This window comes from Parabacteroides distasonis ATCC 8503 (assembly GCF_000012845.1).
Lineage (GTDB): Bacteria > Bacteroidota > Bacteroidia > Bacteroidales > Tannerellaceae > Parabacteroides > Parabacteroides distasonis.
Window position 1 is genome coordinate 844,679 of sequence record NC_009615.1, and the last position, 20,654, is coordinate 865,332.

General features: G+C 46.4%; 21 protein-coding genes. 13 read left to right on the forward strand and 8 right to left on the reverse strand.

Features of this window, described 5'->3' with window-relative positions; genetic code table 11:
• Positions 1–129 precede the first annotated feature (129 nt).
• The 3 genes from BDI_RS03530 to ispE are packed head-to-tail and all read right to left on the reverse strand — an operon-like array spanning position 130 to position 4,027.
• Complete coding sequence (locus tag BDI_RS03530; RefSeq protein ID WP_009017272.1) at positions 130–2,622, reverse strand: S9 family peptidase; 2,493 nt, start codon at positions 2,620–2,622, stop codon at positions 130–132.
• A gap of 11 nt (positions 2,623–2,633) precedes the next feature.
• Complete coding sequence (locus tag BDI_RS03535; protein ID WP_005857587.1) at positions 2,634–3,215, reverse strand: class I SAM-dependent methyltransferase; 582 nt, start codon at positions 3,213–3,215, stop codon at positions 2,634–2,636.
• The gene (gene ispE / locus BDI_RS03540; RefSeq protein ID WP_008779736.1) at positions 3,212–4,027 is read right to left on the reverse strand and encodes a 4-(cytidine 5'-diphospho)-2-C-methyl-D-erythritol kinase; all 816 of its coding nucleotides are present in this window, start codon (positions 4,025–4,027) and stop codon (positions 3,212–3,214) included. The genes BDI_RS03535 and ispE overlap by 4 nt, the downstream gene beginning before the upstream one ends.
• 764 nt (positions 4,028–4,791) lie before the next feature.
• Between ispE and istA the strand changes: the two genes are divergently transcribed.
• The 6 genes from istA to BDI_RS03570 all read left to right on the forward strand — a co-directional run bounded on the left by istA (position 4,792) and on the right by BDI_RS03570 (position 9,782).
• Entirely contained in the window at positions 4,792–6,390 is a 1,599-nt protein-coding gene (gene istA, locus BDI_RS03545; protein ID WP_011965960.1) for an IS21 family transposase, read from the forward strand.
• 11 nt (positions 6,391–6,401) lie between these two features.
• Positions 6,402–7,157: an IS21-like element helper ATPase IstB gene (gene istB, locus BDI_RS03550; protein WP_011965959.1), complete on the forward strand. Its 756-nt coding sequence runs from the start codon at positions 6,402–6,404 to the stop codon at positions 7,155–7,157.
• Between the two features lie 134 nt (positions 7,158–7,291).
• A complete protein-coding gene (locus BDI_RS03555; protein ID WP_007659494.1) occupies positions 7,292–7,999 on the forward strand; it encodes a hypothetical protein in 708 nt (235 codons plus the stop codon).
• 4 nt (positions 8,000–8,003) lie between these two features.
• Positions 8,004–8,510 (forward strand): conjugal transfer protein TraO, encoded by a 507-nt coding sequence (locus BDI_RS03560; protein WP_005842170.1) that lies wholly within the window; start codon positions 8,004–8,006, stop codon positions 8,508–8,510.
• An 18-nt stretch (positions 8,511–8,528) separates the two neighbouring features.
• A complete protein-coding gene (locus BDI_RS03565) occupies positions 8,529–8,984 on the forward strand; it encodes a DUF4425 family protein (protein ID WP_007659490.1) in 456 nt (151 codons plus the stop codon).
• 492 nt (positions 8,985–9,476) lie between these two features.
• Positions 9,477–9,782, forward strand: coding sequence for a hypothetical protein (locus BDI_RS03570; protein WP_005783170.1), 306 nt, complete (start codon positions 9,477–9,479; stop codon positions 9,780–9,782).
• 82 nt (positions 9,783–9,864) lie between these two features.
• Here BDI_RS03570 and BDI_RS03575 read toward each other — a convergent pair whose 3' ends face one another.
• The 3 genes from BDI_RS03575 to BDI_RS03585 form a co-directional block, all read right to left on the reverse strand.
• Complete coding sequence (locus tag BDI_RS03575; protein ID WP_224205128.1) at positions 9,865–10,296, reverse strand: hypothetical protein; 432 nt, start codon at positions 10,294–10,296, stop codon at positions 9,865–9,867.
• Positions 10,297–10,647: 351 nt separating this feature from the next.
• Positions 10,648–10,884, reverse strand: coding sequence for a winged helix-turn-helix domain-containing protein (locus BDI_RS03580; protein WP_007659486.1), 237 nt, complete (start codon positions 10,882–10,884; stop codon positions 10,648–10,650).
• Positions 10,885–11,008: 124 nt separating this feature from the next.
• Entirely contained in the window at positions 11,009–11,209 is a 201-nt protein-coding gene (locus BDI_RS03585) for a winged helix-turn-helix domain-containing protein (protein ID WP_007659485.1), read from the reverse strand.
• A 1,301-nt stretch (positions 11,210–12,510) separates the two neighbouring features.
• Between BDI_RS03585 and BDI_RS03595 the strand changes: the two genes are divergently transcribed.
• Genes BDI_RS03595 through BDI_RS03605 form a run of 3 tightly spaced genes read left to right on the forward strand, consistent with a single transcriptional unit; the run spans position 12,511 to position 15,825 of the window.
• Positions 12,511–13,743 carry a DUF3575 domain-containing protein gene (locus BDI_RS03595; RefSeq protein ID WP_162467694.1) on the forward strand — a complete coding sequence of 411 codons (1,233 nt, stop codon included), beginning with the start codon at positions 12,511–12,513 and terminating at the stop codon, positions 13,741–13,743.
• The gene (locus BDI_RS03600; RefSeq protein WP_007856438.1) at positions 13,740–14,660 is read left to right on the forward strand and encodes a DUF5119 domain-containing protein; all 921 of its coding nucleotides are present in this window, start codon (positions 13,740–13,742) and stop codon (positions 14,658–14,660) included. The genes BDI_RS03595 and BDI_RS03600 overlap by 4 nt, the downstream gene beginning before the upstream one ends.
• Positions 14,661–14,703: 43 nt before the next feature.
• A complete protein-coding gene (locus BDI_RS03605) occupies positions 14,704–15,825 on the forward strand; it encodes a fimbrillin family protein (RefSeq protein WP_011966133.1) in 1,122 nt (373 codons plus the stop codon).
• Between the two features lie 188 nt (positions 15,826–16,013).
• On the opposite strand, the gene BDI_RS03610 is transcribed toward BDI_RS03605, so the two are convergent.
• Together BDI_RS03610 and BDI_RS03615 are read right to left on the reverse strand one after the other, a co-directional pair.
• Positions 16,014–16,271, reverse strand: coding sequence for a hypothetical protein (locus BDI_RS03610; protein WP_005648607.1), 258 nt, complete (start codon positions 16,269–16,271; stop codon positions 16,014–16,016).
• 4 nt (positions 16,272–16,275) lie between these two features.
• Positions 16,276–17,034 (reverse strand): ParA family protein, encoded by a 759-nt coding sequence (locus tag BDI_RS03615; protein WP_005842209.1) that lies wholly within the window; start codon positions 17,032–17,034, stop codon positions 16,276–16,278.
• A 224-nt stretch (positions 17,035–17,258) separates the two neighbouring features.
• Between BDI_RS03615 and BDI_RS21450 the strand changes: the two genes are divergently transcribed.
• The 4 genes from BDI_RS21450 to BDI_RS03635 all read left to right on the forward strand — a co-directional run bounded on the left by BDI_RS21450 (position 17,259) and on the right by BDI_RS03635 (position 20,635).
• A complete protein-coding gene (locus BDI_RS21450) occupies positions 17,259–17,546 on the forward strand; it encodes a hypothetical protein (RefSeq protein ID WP_011966134.1) in 288 nt (95 codons plus the stop codon).
• Between the two features lie 99 nt (positions 17,547–17,645).
• Complete coding sequence (locus BDI_RS03625) at positions 17,646–18,362, forward strand: Abi family protein (protein WP_011966135.1); 717 nt, start codon at positions 17,646–17,648, stop codon at positions 18,360–18,362.
• On the forward strand, positions 18,359–18,997 hold the full coding sequence (locus BDI_RS03630; protein WP_011966136.1) for a recombinase family protein: 639 nt from the start codon (positions 18,359–18,361) through the stop codon (positions 18,995–18,997). The genes BDI_RS03625 and BDI_RS03630 overlap by 4 nt, the downstream gene beginning before the upstream one ends.
• 129 nt (positions 18,998–19,126) lie before the next feature.
• The gene (locus BDI_RS03635) at positions 19,127–20,635 is read left to right on the forward strand and encodes a Fic family protein (RefSeq protein WP_041525649.1); all 1,509 of its coding nucleotides are present in this window, start codon (positions 19,127–19,129) and stop codon (positions 20,633–20,635) included.
• Positions 20,636–20,654: the final 19 nt, after the last annotated feature.

Consider the following 20,654-nt stretch of genomic DNA (forward strand, 5'->3'; position numbering starts at 1 on the left):
GGATCTTTGTATCAAAATTACCGTTCGTAAACGGAGCTGATCCGGATGACAGCCGGGGTTGGGCAAACGAATAAAGCGCCTGCGATTCCCTCGCGGGAGACACAGGCGCTTTCGTTCAAATAAATATTCTTATAAAGTACGATCCGGATATAAGGCTTTCCACCATTCCGGCTCGTCTTTCAGCCATTTGGCGAACCATGCGTAGATGGTATTTTGCCAGCCTATACGCTTCTGATAACCTACGATACCATGATTCTCGCCATCTACCTGCACGAATTCCACGGTCTTTCCTAGGATCTTCAAGGCGGCGAACATCTGGATACTTTCCCCGATGGGTACGTTCGTATCGGCGTTGCCGTGAAGCAATAGGAGCGGGGTATTGATCTTATCGGCGTTGAACAACGGGCTTTGCTTGGTAAAGAACTCCGGGGCGTTCCAAGGATAAGTCCCGGCGTTCGCTACGGAGCAATAGCCATATCCCCAATAACCTTCTCCCCAATAGCTACTCAACGCGCTGATACCGGCATGGCTGATAGCGGCGGCGAAAATGTCCGTACGGGTTTGTAGGTATTGTGTCATGAATCCGCCGTAGCTGGCACCGATGCAACCGATTTTCTTCTCGTTCACGAACGAATGCTCCTTACAGAACAGCTTGGTACCTTGGATGATCTCATCGGCGGTCTTCAGGCCCCATGCGTTCACATGGCGGGCGGCGAATTCCTGTCCGAAGCCCGTTGTTCCACTCGGATTCAAGGTGTAGACCACGTATCCGAGGGCGGCGTACATATGCATGGAATAACGCATCTCCAGCGCACGGTTCGTCGGGGAAGTACCGCCATAGTAATAAACGATCATCGGATATTTCTTATTCGGATCGAAATGAGGCGGCAGGTAATAACGACCTTGGATAGTCGTCCCGTCATCCGACTTGAAGTTCCAGTCGTGTACCTCTCCTAAGGCGATATCTTTTAATTTATCTTGCGAGAGATCATACACCAAGCGGTTCTTTCCTCCTTTCAGGTCGTAAGCGTAAAGGCGGTTGGCGTTGGACGCGCTCTGTCCGTAATAGAAGAGAACCGGAGCGTTGTCGGCCAACGCATACGACATGATAATATCCTCGGAGGCGGCTACTTGCTTGATCTTCCCGTTTGCTGGGTCGCACGTATAGATCCGTTGATAATCCTCATCCTCGCAGAGGATATAGATTTGCCCGTTGAAGCGGTTCCATACGGCATCGATCACGTTCGGATTGAAGTCCTTGGTGAGAGGGGAGGCTTTACGGCTTGCCAGATCGTATAGGAATAACTGCCCGTCGTACGAGTTGGAGATCTGTCCTTGCTTGATATTTCGTCCGATCCCGTCGAAAGCGTCGCCTGCCCCAGCTACCAATAACTGTTTACCGTCGGGCGAGAAGGCGGCTTGGTTTACGTACGGGGCTTTCTCCCAGATCGTATCGATCGCCATGGTCTGCAAATCCAATTTATAAAGGGAGTTGCGGGAGTGCGGCAAGGAGGTGTACACCCGGTCGCTGGTGCTGAACAATAGATAGCGGCTATCAGCGCTGATATCATTGATATAAGTGTCCGTATGCCCGAAAGTAAGTTGCTCGTACAAACCTGTTTTTAAGTCATAACGCCAGATGAAGGAGCGGTCACGGAAACCCGGGATGCGGTCTGCCGGCTCTAATACACGGATCAAGTCCGTCCCTTCCTTGGGACCTTCCTCTTCTACGGTATAGAGAAGCGTGGACTCATCGGGGGTGAATACGAACCGCCCTTTCGGAAGGTTCGGGACTAATACCGTTTGTTGGTAGGTAGACGGATCTACGGTTACCAACTCCGTACCGTCCAGACCGGTGCGGGTGTAATACAATCGGTTGCTTTTAGGCATCCATTTGGCGGTTGTCAAGAAACCTCCGTCTTGCAATAAGACCCGTCCCGTAGCGGCATCCATCAATTGCCCGTACGATTCGCTCTTGCTCTCCGGGAACCGGTTGACGTATTTTACCAAGGCATACTTTCCGTTCGGGGAGACACTTACGCCTTGGAAATCCTTTCCTTCTAGGATATTCAGAAGGGTGTAGCGTTTCTCCGGGTTCAAGGAAGCTACGACTTTCGCTTCCGCCTCGCTCTTGAAGGTAGCCTTTAGGCTGGGAGGACAAGTGTCTGTTTCCGCTGTCAGGTATTTAACGACTACTTGATAGCGGCGGGGTTCCATCACCAACTCGGAGGAGGCTCCGACCGGTTTATCATTGACGAATACTTCGAACGCCCCGGGACCCGATATATCGAGCGTGCCTTTTACGTATCGGTCGCTGTTCAAGAAGAAAGAGAATAGATGCAGGGCATATCCTTTTCGCGGGGCAGCGAAGGTGATTGCGCCTGCCGTGTCAGCGTCGAGTACCGTGGCGTTCGCAAGCGTTTGCTCGAACGGTAAGGTCGCTTTTAATAGATTCTTCGCCTCGAAAGGCTTGCCGTTTACGTTGAGGCTGTCCGCTAGGATCGGCTTGTTGACCGTGAACGGGCCTGCGTGCTGGAATTGCGTTACTTTCACGTCTTCCATGGCGTAAAGCGAAAGGGCGGAAAGAAGCAATGCCGGAATTAAGTTAGTTTTTCTGTCCATATATAATTAGTTTAGGATAAACGTTTTCCGCAAACGATGTAAAGCTGTTCGGTATCCTCTACGACGAGCGGAAGAAGATAAGGCTCCATCAATGCCGCCACCTCTCGGGCCGGGGGCAAGGGCAGCGATAATCGATCGGCGTGCCGATGGTGGTGCGTATTGATCTTTTCCTTGCTCTCGCTGTGGCAGATAACCAATTTACCGCCGGGCGCGAGCAAGCCGCTCATATGCTCGATCAACCGTTCCGGCCGCATGAAATGCGGGTAAGCGCTATATAGGATAATATAGTCGAATCCTTTCCCCTCGTAGCTCATAGCGTCCTCTTGGAGGAACTCTATGAGCGGATGATCCGGATATTTCATGCGTGCTTTCTCGATCATTTGGCCCGCTATATCGATAGCTACGATTTGGCGGGGTTCGTACGGCAGCAGGTAACTTTCCAATATCCCCGTGCCGCAACCGACATCGAGGATGCGGGCGTTCTGCCGCAGGTTGGTACGATCCAATATCGTCCGGATCTTTCCCGGATCATGTACGCAGACAGCGTCCCAGCGTTCCGCCATCGTATCAAAAAAAGTCTCTATTTGATTCATGATAATTGTCCTTCCCATAGAAAACAATCGCTGAACAGGGATTGTTCCTTGAAATGGGTTGGTTTTTCGAACAAACCGAACACGGACGATCCGGAGCCGGACATGGCGGCATATAAGGCGCCTCCCTCGTATAAGGTATCCTTGATCCGCTCGATCACGGGATGTCTCGGGAATACGCTTCGCTCGAAATCGTTCACCATCCGCTCTTTCCATTCGGATACCGGTAGCCGGATGATCTCTTTCAAGGAGGTCTCGGGCGCGGCGGGTGTTACCATCGAATAGGCTTCGGGGGTGGAGACGGCTACATCCGGTTTTACCAAGCATAGATAATAATCCTTCAAGGACAAGTCCACGGGCTCGAATTGGTTTCCCGTGCCGGTCGCGAATACCGGCGTGTTACGGATAAAGAACGGGCAATCGGCTCCGATGGTGGACGCTATCGCCTCCAACTCATCCGGGTGAATATCCAAACCGCAGAAATCATTGACCAGCTTCAACATAAAAGCGGCATCGGCGGAACCTCCTCCAAGCCCGGCGCCAAAAGGTATCGCTTTCAACAAATGGATCTCTAGCGGGGGAATCTCGTATCTCGTCTTTAGGGCGTTCAGTGCTTTTATGACGAGGTTCTTCTCTTGGGGAGCGTCTACCGGGATTCCGGTTTGCGTGAAACAGGTCCGATCCGAGGCGACGATCTCGAGGGCATCCCTCACGGGGATCGGATAGAAGATGGTCTCTATATTATGATAACCGTCCGGACGTTTGCTTACCACGTTCAGACCTAGGTTTATCTTGGCATTCGGGAAACAGATCATAGTATTTAATGTTTGTTTTATGTGATACGCGAAGATAAGAAGATATCCTTATAAACGTTCTGTTTTATAGGGTGAACTATATATGGCTTTAATAAGGGGCCCACGATGGGCATCACGCGTAAAAGAGTAGGTTTGACGTTTTGACATTCTGTAATCTAAACTCCCGGAGAAGCGTTTTTTCCGGGCTAAGGTATGCCTTGCTTCCGAAAATGGCATAGAATAATAGCATCTGGTTGTCTTGTAGTGTTTTATGGAAATAGGCCTTTTTATTCTAGCGAGATTAATTCATCGTATCTCATATTTTTAGGTGAAAATAGCCATTTTATACGGGTGTATCGATCAATTCTATAGGATGCGAGGGCTGTTTCTTCCGTATGTATCGCCTAATACATACGGTTGCGTTACCTAATACATACGGTCGTGTTGCCTAATACAGCCTTTTGTGTTACCTAACTCTATTACTTTTGAGTCCAAACAGGGGTATTTAGGCAAGAAAAAGAGGGAAAACGTATGATTTCATCATAGGTCTCTCCCTCTTTTTCTCTATTTGTAAAAAGGTCTTGACATCGTTATTCTGTTATTTCGATCATAATGTCAAGATTATCTCATTTTCGCTTACGGTCTCTATAATCGATACTTATTTATCCTTTATGATTTCATGGAGTGTAGATACTAATTGAAAAGTGCACCAATATTCCAATTGAAAAGTGCGCCGCCATAGGATAAGTATAATGACCTTTGTATCATCCAAATACAAAGGTAAAATGAAGACTATGGTAGAAAGACAATCAATAATACACATGTATAGAGTATGCGGTTATAGCAAACGGCGTATCTCTCGTGAACTTCATGTCAGCCGTCATACCGTTGACAATATTCTTTCAGAATACGAATCAGCCATCCGTACTGATAATCCGGAAGAGGCTTTGAGTGATTTGCTTACCGTCCAGCCCAAGTATGACAGTTCCAAACGCCGCCCTCGCCGCCTTACACAAGAGATTAAGGACGAGATCGGGTTTTGCCTGAAGAAGAATGCCGTTAAGGTAGCTACGGGGCTTCGCAAGCAGCGCATGCTGAAGAAGGATATCCACCAGTTTCTGTTATCCAAAGGATATACCATCAGTTATGCCACAGTGTGCAGTTATATAAAAAATATAGAGTCATACAAAGAGAAGAAAAAGAGCGAAGCCTTTATCCGGTTGTTCTATGAGCCGGGATGCATTGTTGAGTTTGACTGGGGTGAAGTCCTTCTTTTTATTGACGGTGTCAAGACCAAGTTTTATCTGGCCGTATTCACTTTCGGGCATAGCAATGGCAGATACGCCTACCTTTTCAGGCATCAGAATACGCTTGCCTTCATGGAATCCCACCGCAACTTCTTCAGGGATATACATGGTGTCCCCGCCATGATGGTCTATGACAATATGCGTGTAGCCGTCAAGAGCTTTGTCGGTGGTGACAAGAAGCCTACGGAAGCCCTGATGAAGATGTCCGGTTTCTATTGTTTTGAGTACCGTTTCTGTAATGTACGGGCCGGATGGGAGAAAGGGCATGTGGAACGCAGCGTGGAATATGTCAGGAGGAAAGCTTTCTGCCTGACTGACCATTTCAATGACATACGTTCCGCCCAGGAGCATTTGAACCGAATGTGTACGCAGGTCAACAACGAGCAGGGCAGTCTTTCAACAGCGGAGAAATCATCGCGTCTGGAGGCTGATTTGTCATCGCTGAAGCCTTTTCCCGGCAACCTTGGCTGTTTTGAGGTCAATGAGTACATCGTGGACAAGTGGTCGACTGTCAGCATGAAAAATGTTCATTATTCCGTACCTGATTCCCTTGTAGGAGAAAAAGTACATGTCAAGGTCTACAGTGAAAAAATCGTCATCCTGTACGGGAAGGAGAAAGTGGCCTCGCACCAACGCAGTTATTGTGGTGGCGACTGGTGCATCAAGCTGGAGCACTACTTGCGTACACTTTCCCGTAAACCGGGTGCATTACCTCATTCTGTGGTCTGGCAAAGAGCACCGGAAGAACTGAAAAGACTGTATGACAGCTATTTCAAGAATGACAACAGGGCATTCGTCCTGCTGCTGGACTATGCATGGGAAAATGGTTTTTCCGGGACAGACATCATCAGGGCATGCAGGGAACTGACCGGACGTGGTGTCAGAAAGATATCTCCGGAACAGGTAAAGGCCATGTTGCATGGCAACGCACAGGAAGAGATGGAAGAATCCATGGAGTCGCCTGTTCTTCCGGCACAACAAGAGAATATAGAAAGAGAAGCCGTGGATATGCTTGAAGGCATTACGGCACTCATGACAGGATACAATGAAGCGCATGATATAATACCAACCATTTAAGTTTATAATATATGAAATCAGAAAAAGAAACCATTTATGACTATGCGACAGAACTGAAGCTGCTGGCCTTCAAAGAGGAACTGGAATACACCCTTTCATTGGCAGCCGGAGAAAACTGGAGCCATTTGCATTTCTTGACCGAATTGCTTGGAAAGGAAAGTGTCAGAAGAAGGGAATGTAGAAGAAAATCAAGGATAAAATCTGCGGGATTCCCACAAATGAAGTATCTGCATGAACTTGTCATGGAAGACATGCCCAAAGAGGCACAGATAATATTGCCTGAATTGGAAACACTGGACTTCATCAGGGAGGGAAGAAACATAGTCCTGTATGGAAATCCGGGGACGGGAAAGACTCATATTGCTACGGCTTTAGGAATAAAGGCCTGCCAGCAGGATTTTACCGTATTGTTTACTTCAGTCCCTGTCTTGCTTACCCAGATAAGGGAAGCCAAATCCGCAAAGACACTGCGGGCGTTGCAATTACGGTTTGAAAAATACGATCTGGTTATCTGTGATGAATTCGGATATGTCAGTTGTGACAAGGAAGGAGGAGAACTGCTTTTTAACCACTTGTCCTTAAGGGCCGGGAAAAAAGCTACAATCATTACTACTAATTTGGCTTTTAACAGATGGAATGAAATCATAAAGGACAAGGTGCTTGTAGCGGCAATGGTCGACAGGCTTACACATAAAGCCTATCTGGTAAATATGACCGGACTCTCTTATAGGCTCAAAGAAACACAAAAAATGAGACAAGATAAATGAAGATTTTAAACTTATATGTAATTTTGTAACAAGTATGGATGGAGCTCTTTTCAATTAAAATACGGTGCACTTTTCAATTAGTATCTACAACGCTCTGTTTGACCGTATTATCGTGAACAAATAAAATAAATCGTATGAGAAAATTAGTTACCGCCTTGTGCGCTTTGGTCTTTTTGTCGTCTTGCGACGACGAACTGAAACTTGTCAGCCGGGATTTTTCCGTGACGCTGAAAAGTATAGACGGCAATACGGCCGTAGTGGGGAAGCCCATTAATTGCACCCTTACGATCTCGGATCTTGATCCGGACAACGGGGATCAGATATTGACACGCTTTGAGGTCAGGGACGGGGACGGCGTTATCCTGGTGGATAACAACGAATACAGCCCCGGAGAAACGTTTGAATATGATTTCAAGGCAAACAATCGGCTGGATTTCGATTTTATCCCGGCAACCGAGGGAGAGGCGTATATCGTCATGGGGGTAGCCAGCGAACTTGTGACACGATCCGACAGCATCAAACTGAAAGTTTCCAGCCCGGAGATAAACATACGTTTCCAGAACGTGCCGGATCTTATGCTGGTATCGGAGGAAGCGGAATTTTATTTGCAGCTTGATACGGAACTTTACGGGGTGAAAGCGTCGGCCAGGTTCGTAAAGGGAAGCGGCCGGGTGTATATTTCCGGGTATGATGCGACAAGGGGCGAGGGCGTGGCACTGGAAAAAAACAACCTGGTGACGTTCCGGCCGGATGCGACCGGGCAGGCGGTGATCGAGTTTACCGTTTCAAGCCGTTACGGTCTGCCAGTGAAAGAGAATGTAACGATACAAGTAAATCAATGAGGTTATGAGAAAAATTGCCGTATTATCGCTCTTTTTGTGCCTGGTGGCCGTGTGCAGGGCACAATATATCGGAAGCCAGTATATGAACGTGAAGCTGGGCTATATCGTGGATGAAAGTCAGGTGCAGGGGACGTTCGGTTTTGGAAAGGTGTACAAGGCTTTCAAGGTGGGGGCAAACCTTAATTACCGGAATCTAAACCGGGATCTGGTAAAGGCAAACACCGTGACGGTCGGCCCGGAGCTGGCCTATTACGCCCTGAAAGGACGGAAATTCTCGCTCCTGGGGATCGCAGCCGGGACGATCGGCTACCAGAAAGCCAAGGCGAAAAGCGATCTTGTGTACCTGGAGAAAAGCAAGGCTTTCGTGTATGGGTACGAGGTCGGGATAAGGCCGGAAATGTTGCTAAGCCCGAAAGTGGCTCTTTTTGCCGAATACAGGTTTGAAATGTTGTTTAACTCCATTCTCCGGAATAACAACCATGTCGGCCTGGGGTGCGTGATCTATTTATAAACTTAAATAATTGAAGGTATGAGAAAGTATTTGTATTTGTCAGCCGTATGCGTGTGCATGGCATTGTGTTTCGTCGGTTGCAGCAAGGACGACGACGAACCGGGAGGAAAAGGGGCGATGTATGAGGTAACGATCGAGCAGTCGGGAGATTTCCGCAGCTTCATTAAGTCGGTCGTGGTAGTCGCCAACGGTACGCAGTTGAAAGACGGGGCGACGGGGGAAAGCCTCGCAAGCCCGGTGATTCTAAGCGATGAAGAACTGGCCGTCGAAAAGGTGACGTTAAGTACGACGGGAAAGGCGATCGAGTTTGCCGTTTCCGGTGGTGTCGTGGACGGAGAGGACGGCGTTGTGAACGAGCCGATGCAGTGGGTAGTGACCGTTTACAAAAACGGAAAGGAGATCGAGAAAAAGAGCCTTGTTTTCCGGGACGGGAAGGAGATAAGTACGGATGATCTGAATCTGTATTATAATTGACGTGACGGCCTGAATGTCCCCCGGATGAATGTTCGGGGGATTCTTTTTCTTTTGGGCGTTCCCGTGGGACGGTCGGGCTTTACCCTGCAATCCCTAACGCAATTTTGGGTGTCCGCTTTGTCATTCTGTTACCGGGATTTGTCCGCATGGTGGGAGACCCGCCCCGATCAGCCGGACACGCAATATCATTTTGTAATAACCGGCTAGCTGTTTTTATGGTGTAACGCTCCGATATTGCTTTCTTTTTGCTTATTGTATGTGCAAATGCAAGAAGCCCCCCGGCGAAAACCCCGCCGGAGGCAATTATAGAAAGTCTGTGTATCATTTCCACATTTTGTGGAAATGATACACAGATAACAGTTCTTCAATAAATATATGTGTTTTTTGTATGCTTTTGATTATCAGGTATATATGACTTGTTTATTTGTTTGGCACAATGTTTGTTCTTTGTCTTTCAGAAACCATATGTTAAATATTTAAATAGATTGGATTATGAAAAAGGTATTATTTGCAGTAGCACTTGTTATGGGATTGGGTAGTTCAGTGGCATTCGCCGGCAACATGGTATCGGATGTTGAGATTGTGGTAATGGTGAACGATTATAAGCCAATCGAGGTAAAGGATCTGCCGCAGGCGGTTCAGGACACGATCAAGAAGGATTTCGCAGACCTGACAATCAAGGAAGCCGCAGTTGAGGAAAGCGAGGAAGGCACAAAGACCTACAAGGTGACATTTACCGATGCAGAAGGCACGGACAGCGAAGTGTTCTTCAACGAGAAGGGCGAAGTCCTGAAATAAAGCAAATGAACAGCAAAAAGAGAATTCAATTAAACTGTGTCAGCAAAATTAATATTTTATTGCTTTGCTGACACAGTTTGTTTTACAGCCCCTCCGGTTCCGGTGACTTGTAAGGCTTGAAAGCAACCCGAACCTCCTTATGCTCATCGATGACGAAAGTCTGCTCCGGCTCCACAGAACGAATAATGACGCCATTGACTTTCCAATACATGATTGTCCATGATTTGGAATGGGTAGCACGAAAATGCACCGTTGTGCCTTTCGCTATTTCAGCCGGAGAGATCAATTCTCCTATCTTTTCCGCAGCCGTATTTTCCAACTCCGGTTTAGCCGAAAGCTGACCTTCACCCTGATCCACACCAAATGCCAGCACTACTTTTTCCACTGCGGGAGGAAGAGGAGGATCTTCATCATTGTCACAAGAAACCGCAAATAGCGTAAGCCCATACAACAAAACAACGACAAAAGAGAGATAACCGATCTGTCTCATTAAGCCGATTTCTTTTTTTTCCATAGCAGTTTTCATAAGCTTATTTTTTGTTTACGACCGCATAAAGATAACAATTTGTTGGCTAAAAGGGTTTATTAAATATAGTGTTTATCACTTAATGATTTAAGGTTAATATCCTGTAGGTTGCAGGGAGAACAAACGGGAACAGCCGTTCCCGCCCCTTTCGGATTGTATGCCAGCACCCCTAAAAAATGCCTTGTCAAAGACAAGTAGTAACACGCCTGTGTTACGTTTTCGACTTTTCAGCCGTCCGACCGCCACCCCGTCCGATTTGACTTGCCTTTGAGGTTATATATGCAAATGCAGGAAGCCCCCAGCGAAAACCCCGCCGGGGGCAATATTTTTAAACAGGCTTTAAAAATACACGTTCAGCATAAGGTATAAAAAGACGTTCTTATCCTTAGTGCTGTGGTGTTCAAGTTCGAATTGGATTTTGTCCTCACGTGCGAGCCAACCTATTGCGCTGGCAGCTTCCAGGTCATTGAACCCTGTTGCATCCTTGACTTCTTGTAAAGTCCATTTTCGGTGTACGTCTGTGCTTAATAAGCGCCAGAGTTTCCCTGCGTTCTCTCCGATGATGTGCTTATCCATACTTTGTTATTTGTTATAAATTGATAAATGGTTTCAAATGGATAATGAAAAGCACTTTTACATCAATAGTGTTACGCACTGCAAACATTCCAGCGTTTATCGTTTATCCTTTTGATACGTTGTATCACTCTTTCCTGATATACAGCAAACCGTTTCGCCGTTCGATGTATATCTTATTCTCACGTGCGAGCCACCCGGCGGCGAGTGCGGTTTCATCAGCCGCAAAATTTAGCCTTCTCGCAAGCTCGGCAATGGTTATAAGTCCGGTTTCTCCTAATTTTTCAAAGATGATCCCGGCTTTAAATCCTATATTTGCTTTTTCCATGATAAAGTTTATATTTTAATGGTTCAAAAATATGTATATATTTTATTATTCAAAGCGTGTAGAAATACAAATTAGAATTTACCCCGTTAATAAATTTTAACAATATAGATATTACGTTCTATTCATTTCATTTTGCGGATGAAAAGAACTTTACAACTCTATCTTATAGGGGGTTAATTTAGTAATACCTTACTGAAAAACAACGCTCTGAAACATTCCCTGTCACCGTTAAACAGGCACAAATATCTCCCCTTTACATCCTCAAAGAAGATATAATACAGGCAGGAATTAATGCCGAATCTATTTGTTCCGATGATCTTTGCATGGCTTAATTTTTGGCGTACTTGTTTTTCCGTCAGCCCTTCGATGTATATCAACCCTTTCATGTTTCCCATTTGTCCGGGGGTGATCTTAAGCGAACTAAGTAGTTCTTTGAGGTCAAACAGCTTAGGAGTGTTTGACAAGCAGTTTAGGGACTGTTTTCGCTGTGTCTTTTCCATTGCTATAAGGATTTCGCTTGTGCCCTACACCAAGCCAATAAACATAAAAAAAGCGGAAGGGCATTCGCCTATCCGCAAGCGAGGGAGTCCAAGCCCTATACACACAAACAGGAGATACCCCCCGCATATCACGGGGAGCATTTATCTGTTTCTCTGTGTATAATGCAATTTTTGGACTTTTCGCTTGCACAGAAATCAGCTAAACGCTTTTTTTCTCAAAATGTAAAAACACGGTCGGTTTACGACCGCACAAAGATAACAAATTGTTGGCTAAAAGGGTTTACGAACCTTTTATTTTTTTGCCCTATTATCTTAAATTCAGTGTTTATGAAATACCAAGTTCTTTTTGAACATCCTTGTTTGCAGATGAAAAGATACTTTTGCAGTACCTTAATGTTGTCCGCATGGTGGGAGAACCGTACCGATCAGCCGGGTGCGCAATATCATTTTATAATAACCGATAGGTTGTTTTTATGGTGTAACGCCCCGATATCGCTTTCTTTTTTTGTATCTTTATGTAGAAAATATTGCGTATTAACTGTTAATTTCGAAAAATGATGTATCTTTGCGGCTTTCAAAATTGTAAGTATAGAATTTATAATTAAAATATTAGGTTTCAAAAGTATAAAGGTTTTTGGTTAGTTGCTCTTTCTGGGGTAGCAGATATTTTATAGTAAGTTATATGCAAAAAAAACAGAAAAAAGTTGGAAATATTGATTTTTTTTATAAACACACACACACACACACACACACACACACACGAGTGTGTGTAGAAACCTATATTTAAGACTTTTCAAGGTAATTCTCCTTTCTTTTTTATCGTGTTCCGTTCTTTTCGTTTCCGCTCAAGAGACACGGGATTCCGTGAAAATATATTTCCACAAGGGTAGAACGGAAATAGATCTCTCTTTACGGGATAACAGGCGGTCGTTAGAGAAGATCAGCCGCCGGATATTGGAATACAGGCCGGACACGGCTTTCTCTATCTGCAAGATTATGGTGGTCGGTGCGGCGTCCCCCGAGGGGAGCATCGAACTGAACAGGCGTTTGTCTGAACTAAGGGCGAAACGTTTGTTCGATCACGTGTGCGGTTACTCGCCGCTACCCGACACGCTGAAAACGTCGGTATTCGTGGGGCGTGACTGGAGGGGATTGCTGCGTTTGGTGGAGAATGATCCCGGAATGCCCGGTAAATCGGAAACGGTGGAGCTTCTGCAAGGTATTGTTTCCGAGGTGGAAGCAAGTGGAAACGGGGAGAACAAGATAAATGAATTGAAACGCTTGCGGTACGGCATCCCATATCGGTACATGTATCGGAATTTGTTTCCGGATCTTCGTGCATCTTGTTTGTATATTTGGTATGAATCGAAACGGAAGTCGTTCCCTGCCATGCAGGTTATCTCCCACCTGCATGATACATTGTACTTACCTTGTAAGCTTTCTCCGTTCGGTGGAGAAACGGGCGGTTTCCAGTCTGGGGAAAAACATGGGCCTTTTTACATGGCCGTGAAAACGAACATGCTTTATGATGCGTTGCTTGTGCCGAATATAGGGGTGGAGTTTTACGTCGGAAAGAACTGGTCTGTGGCCGGGAATTGGATGTATGCCTGGTGGAAAAGTGATCGGAAGCATAATTATTGGCGTATCTATGGGGGAGATGTGGAGTTGCGCCGCTGGTTCGGTCGGAGAGCGGTGGAAAAACCGTTTTCCGGGCATCATGTCGGATTGTACGGGCAGATCGTCACCTATGATTTCGAATTGGGTGGGAAAGGTTACTTGGGGGATAAATGGAGTTACGGGGGAGGCGTGGCTTACGGCTACTCGTTACCTGTGGGACATCGGTTCAATGTGGATTTCACGTTGGGAATCGGCTACCTTGGAGGATTGTACAAGGAGTACATCCCTTTGGACGGTCACTATGTATGGCAGACCACTAAAAAACGCCGCTGGTTCGGCCCGACCAAGGCGGGTATCTCTTTGGTGTGGTTGATCGGGCGGGGGAATTATAGCCGGAAGAAAGGAGGCAGGCAGTGATACTGATACGCTTTAGTCTGGTGTTCATATTTTTATGGATGGGACTGACGGCTTGTGAGCATAAGGATTTATGTTACGATCATCCGCACTTTGCCACGGTGCGGGTAGTATTCGACTGGACCAAGATTTCCAATCATGACAAGCCTGAAGGCATGAGGGTCGTATTTTATCCGACCGATGATGAAAGCAACACGTGGATATTTGATTTCCCCGGAGGAGAGGATGGGGAAGTGGAGCTCCCCGAGAATGATTACCGGGTAATTTGCTTCAACTACGATACCGACGGGATGGTTTGGAAAGAAAACGGCAGTTACACGCTTTTTACTGCCGATACGCGTGATGTTCGGTCGCCGGATAACCAGACAATGGCCGTCACCCCACCCTGGCTGTGTGGCGACCATATAGACAGAGTTATCCTCAAGGACATTCCGGAAGGAAGCACGAAGATAATACGGCTAACTCCCGTAAACATGGTATGTCACTACACGTATGAGGTGAACGGAATTCGGGGACTGGACAGGGTGGCGGATTTGCGGGCCGCTCTTTCCGGCATGTCCGGCTCGCTTAACATGTCCGGCGACAGTTTGCCCGCCGATCTTTCGGAGAGCCTGCTCTTTGATGGAATGGTTTCACGGAATCAGATTATAGGCGGATTCTATACGTTTGGACATTCCGCACTTGAAGGAGAGCCCAATGTTTTCCGGCTGTATCTCAAGAACCGTTCAGGCAGCATGTCTGTATTGGAACAGGACGTGAGCGACCAAGTGCATGATGTCCCGGTAGCGGGGCATATCGGTGATGTGCATCTGGTGTTGAATTTTGATTATGAGGTACCATCCGAGCCGGGAAGTGGCGGTCCGGGATTTGATGTGGACGTTGATGATTGGGATGATGTGAATGTGGATATAGTGTTGTAATCGAGTTTTATTAATTATATTTATTAACAATTTTATTCATTTTATGAAAAAAAGTACAATAATGCTTTGGGCAATCTTTGGAGTACTACTGATGAGTTGCTCAGAAGAGGAGATTGCGAATGTGGAAACCTCCTCACGAAATGCGATTGGTTTTAACGTGTTAAGTAATGCGGCGGAAACGAGGGCTACCCCTACTACCAACACCAACTTGAAGAACACCGATTTCGACGTGTTCGCTTTTACGGCGGATGGTACTGCCTTCATGGGAAAGAACGACACGGAATTTGAACATGACGGAGTGAAGATCGTGTACAAAAATGGTAAGTGGGATTATGACAATGCGAGCGACCTTCGTTATTGGCCTACCGAGGCTTTGGACTTTTACGCGTTCAATCCCGGAACGGTTAGTGAAGACATGATGGCGTTTTATAGTTGGGAAGCCACCAAGGATGTCCAAAAGATAAGTTATACCTGCATGGATGAGTATGGAAGCGGTACTACTCATGCAAACTACGACGTGATGTATGCCATGGCCAAAGGCCAGACAAAAGACATGAACAACGGAATAGTGAAATTTAATTTCAAACATATTCTGTCACAGGTCGTATTCAAAGCAAAGACCCAATACGATAACATGCAGGTGGACATCGACGTGATCAAGATTCATAATTTCAAATTTGCCGGCGCCTTCACATTGCCTGCGGCAGCCGATGGAACGGGAAGTTGGAGTTCGTCTGATTTAGCATTTCCACACGCATTTACCGTAGTGAAAAACGCAAACATCACGGTCAATAGCAATACCGAAGCTACCGATATTACCACAAATACTCCTATGCTGAATATACCACAGGAGCTGACTGCTTGGAAAGTTTCCGAAACAGCCACCAAAAGCAAGTTGGAGGCCGATAATGCGAAGCAATGTTATCTGGAGATCGCCTGCAAAATCCGGCAGTCCGGAGCTTATCTGTTGGGTTCAGCAAGCGAATACAAAACAATTTATGTTCCGTTCGGAGATACATGGGAACAGGGCAAGCGTCATATCTACACGTTGATTTTCGGTGGTGGTTATGATGATCAGGGAGAGGCTGTGTTGAATCCGATCCAGTTTGATGCAGAGACAACAGGCTGGGTTGATGCAGATAAAGACGTAAACGTCCAACCTTAATCCAAACGTTTATTAATATCGTACCCGTTGGCAGGTTAAACATACGCAAGATTAACCCTGCCAACGGGTTTTTTATAGGGAATCGCATTTTCAATATACTTTTTGATGTGTAGGGGTGCTTTTTGCGTACCTTTTTCCTGGAGAATTTCTTTTGTGGAGTGTTTGCCCTGTATATTCCCGATACGCTGTTATAGCAGGGAACTGTTTTTATCCAAGTAGTCAGATATAGCCTCTTGCAATACCGATTTTAGCGAATCGCCTTTGCGGATCGCGATCAGCTTTAAGTTCTGGTGATAGGTTTCGTCCATGACAAAATTACAATGCACGGTTTTCGCTTTCTTCGGCTTTTGAGCCTCTTTTTGCCCGGCCGTGGATTGGATCAGGCTGTCTAATCCCCCGGTCAGCCCGGCCGACATACTGTTTTTTAAATCGTTCTTCTTTGCCATATGGTTACTTTATTTCTGTTAGCAGTTCGTTACATACCTTCTCGTAGTCCTCTGCCCCGGCAGATTTTGGGGCATAGTGAAAAATATCCTGCCCTTGTGTCGGGGCTTCGGCCAGCGTAATGGCGTTGCGTATATGGGTGCTGAACACTTTGCCCTGGAATGTTTCCTGTACCAGTTCCGAAACGCTCTTGTTCAGGTTCTTTCTTCCGTCGTACTGGGTTATCAGGACCCCGGCGATCGAAAGATCCGAGTTCAAACGTTGCTGCACCTTGTGGACGACCTGCATAAGTTTGGCCATTCCACGCATTGCCAGGAATTGAGCCTGAACCGGGATAATCAACCGATCCGAGGCCGTCAGTGCGTTAAGCGTGAGCAGCGACAGCGAGGGGGGGCAGTCGATCAGGATATAATCGAATTTTTCCTTTTGGCCCTTGATAAGGTGGGCTAAGATAAGTTCCCGCCCGGCCTCGTTGATTAACTCCGTTTCAACGGCCGAGAGATCCAGGCAGGAGGGAACGACTCTAAGACCGTCCTTATGCTCGTAGATCGGCAGGTCGTATTCGCCTTTCATCGCGCCGTAGATCGTTTGGGGAAGCTCCGCGGAGAAGCCCAGCGATTCGGTCAGGTTGGCCTGCCCGTCAAGGTCGATCAAAAGAACCTTGTACCCTTTTTGACGTAACGCACCGCCCAGGTTGATCGTGGTTGTGGTCTTTCCTACTCCCCCCTTGTGATTCAATACGGAGATTACTTTTGCTTTGCTCATAAATTCAGTTTTTTAAATGGTTGTCATGTCCGCAAATATAGTTAAAATACTAATATACTAAAATACTAAAAGTAGTATTTTTCGTTTTTTGCGTGTTTTTTGTGCCGATCGGGGAAGCGTACCGAAATAAATCCTGTTTCCGTCTTTCGGTACGTTTTGTTTCTGTACCGGAATTAATCAAAGAATTATTTCATTATCTTTGTGACTGAACAAGCTAATAAGAAATGAACAACAAAGAAAAATCATACTATGCCAATATTACCAAGCATTTGAACAGTGTTTATAAAAGTGTTGAACTTGATATAGATAGCATATGTTCCATTTTGGAACATGTGGGTAATGACGGCAAACAAAGATATACTACTAATTATGCTATTCTGCCAATAGAATATTGGATTAAAGGTAAGAACGCAGCTTTTTCGGTAAAAAAGGCGAATGGCGTATCAGAACTTGAAAATCATTTTGCTACATTTGTTAACGCTAAGAGGATAAAAAGAAAAACCCGTTCTTGATGAACGGGTATATCCTTAACTTGGTTACGTGTTTTGATAACAGAGGCTTTACCAAGCATTACAATGCAAAGATAGTAATCTTATTCCAAATACCAAAAAATGAAATATAAAAAAATAGTTAGGTTATATTCAAATTCACGTGTGGCTAAGTATTATCGGGCTACAAGTGGAGATAAAAATAAGGCGGTAATGCTTTATTTTGCCAATATGAAGATAGCGCAGGCTTTTCATCCGCTACTTTCTTCCTTTGAAGTTATCTTGCGGAATCAGTTACATTATGCCCTGGCGCATCATTTTTCGGACGGGAACTGGATCATAAATCAGAAAAACGGGTTTATGGTAGCTTCTTCCTTGACGCACACGAATAAGCGTACAAAGAAGCAAGTAACCAATAGATACTTGCTGACGGAAGTGCAAAAAGCTGAAAAGAAAATTTCCGATCGTGGCGCGAGGATTACAGCAGGGAGGGTTATAGCGGAACAGACCTTGGGCTTCTGGAACAGTTTTTATGAGGTTCATCATTATATACTATTATCCGGTGTCCCTTGTACCATATTTAAGAAACTGCCTTCCGGATATGGACGGAAACAAGTCAATGATGTTATCACACAAGTTCGTGAATTGAGGAATCGCATTAATCATAATGAGCCTATTTGCTTTGTAAATAAAAAATGTGATTTTTCTTATGTAAGGGAAATGTATAGGTTAATTAGCAAATTTCTTTCTTGGATAGATCCGGAAATAATGCCGTCCTTGAAAGAGGTGGATAAGGTGATTAAAACAATAGATAAGGAAGAGCAAAAGCAAAAGGGATGAATGTGGTTATCTATTCACGTGTAAGCTCGCAGTCGGCCAGGCAATCGACCGAACGGCAGGTTGTCGATCTGGAGAGGTTCGCAGCCGGACGGGGGTACGAGGTGACAGCGGTCTTTGAGGAAAAGATAAGCGGACGAAAGGCCAATATCGAACGCCCGGTTTTAAGCCGTTGCCTGGAATACTGCACAGATCCGCAGAACCGGGTGGATATGTTGTTGTTGACCGAGATCTCACGCCTGGGGCGTTCCACCCTGGAGATCCTAAAGGCACTCGATACGCTGCACACGCATAAAATATGCGTGTATATCCAAAACCTGAACCTGGAAACATTACGGTCGGACAAGACGGTAAACCCCTTGTCCTCTCTGATTACTACCCTATTGGGGGAACTGGCCGCAATCGAACGCCAGGGGATCATCGACCGCCTTAATAGCGGACGGGAGTTGTACATCCAGAAAGGGGGCAGGCTGGGACGGAAGCCGGGAAGCCGGAAAACGGCCGAGCAGAGGAAAGAGGAATACCGGGAGGCGATCGCCTTGTTAAAGAAAGGCTACTCGATCCGGAACGTGGCGAAGCTCACGGGAAAAGCCGTTTCGACGATACAACAAGTAAAAAAAGACTTCATTAATAGCTGATTATCGGAACAAATATTGTATTTTTGCAACAAATACGAGTAAATGCGCAAAATTAAAAACGAGTATTTGCACATGTCTAAAAACGAGTATTTGCACGAAAATAATCAGAATCTAAATAAAAACGGTAGTATGGCAACAATGGCGGAGAAAATGGTGGCTTCACTGGAGGAATTAAGAAAGCTCCAGGAGAAAGACCGCTGTGTCGTTCTACAAGGGACGGCCGAGATAGGGAGGACGCATTTAACCCGGCTGTTGGATAACGGCTGGTTGCAGGAAGTAATGAAAGGCTGGTATATTGCGGCCAGGCCGGGAACAGAGGGGGATACGACGGTCTGGTACACCTCATTCTGGTATTTTATTGCGAAATATGCGGCCGTCCGGCTGGGGGAACGGTGGTGTTTGACGGCCGACCAGTCGCTGGATCTGTATTCGGGGAAAACGACCGTGCCCGTGCAGGTGGTTATCAAGTCGCCGAAAGGCCATAACAACACGCAAAAGCTGATGTATGATACCTCGCTTTTGGTGTTTCAAAGCGAGATTCCGGATCAGGTATATAAAGAGCCGGAATACGGCCTTAATCTCTATCCGCTTGCCGAAGCCCTGGTATATGCCACGCCGAGATATTTCCAAGTGGAGAAGATCGCAGCCCGCACCTGCCTGGCCATGATACGGGACGCTGCCGATATATTAAAGGTACTGACGAAAAACGGGGCTTCGCTTCGTGCCGGAAGAATAGCCGGGGCGTTCCGGAACATCGGGAACAGCGAAATCGCCGACAGCATCGTTTCCACGATGCGGGGGTTCGGGTATGACGTGAGAGAAGAAGATCCGTTCGAGGATCAGCCACGAACGCCCCTTGTTTATGAGGTGTCGCCTTACGTCACACGCTTGCGCCTGATGTGGGAGAACATGAGGGATAAGGTTGTAGAACTGTTTCCCGAAGCCCCTGGAAAGATTGATGACGTGGAGGGGTATTTGAGATCCGTCGATGAAAAGTATTCGGAGGACGCTTATCATTCTCTCTCGATCGAGGGATATAGGGTTTCCCCGGAACTGATCGAGAAAGTGCGTGTCGGGAACTGGAAGCCGGAGGAAGAAGATAAGGAGCATAAAAACGCACTGGTGGCACGTGGGTATTACCAGGCGTTCCAGGCTGTCAGGGGGACGATCTCCGATATACTGAAAGGAAAGAACGCAGGGGAAGCGGTAAGGGCGGATCATCCCCTCTGGTATATGCAGATGTGGATGCCGTTCGTTACGGTGGGGATCTTGCAAAGGGAGGATCTTGTGGGTTATCGTACCGGGCAGGTCTATATACGGGGATCGCAACATATCCCGTTGAACCCGAAAGCGGTCAGGGACGCTATGCCCGTCCTTTTCGATCTCTTGAAGAATGAGCCGCACCCGGCGGTAAGGGCTGTCCTGGGACACTTCTTTTTCGTGTATATTCACCCCTATATGGACGGGAACGGGAGAATGGGACGGTTCGTCTTGAACGCCATGCTTGCGTCTGGAGGCTATAACTGGACGGTTGTTCCGGTGGAGCGTAGAAAAGAATATATGAAAGCGTTGGAAAAGGCCAGCGTGGAGGGGGATATTTCCGAATTTGCCAAAGTGATAGCCTCGCTGGTCAAGTAATGATATTTATAATAATGAC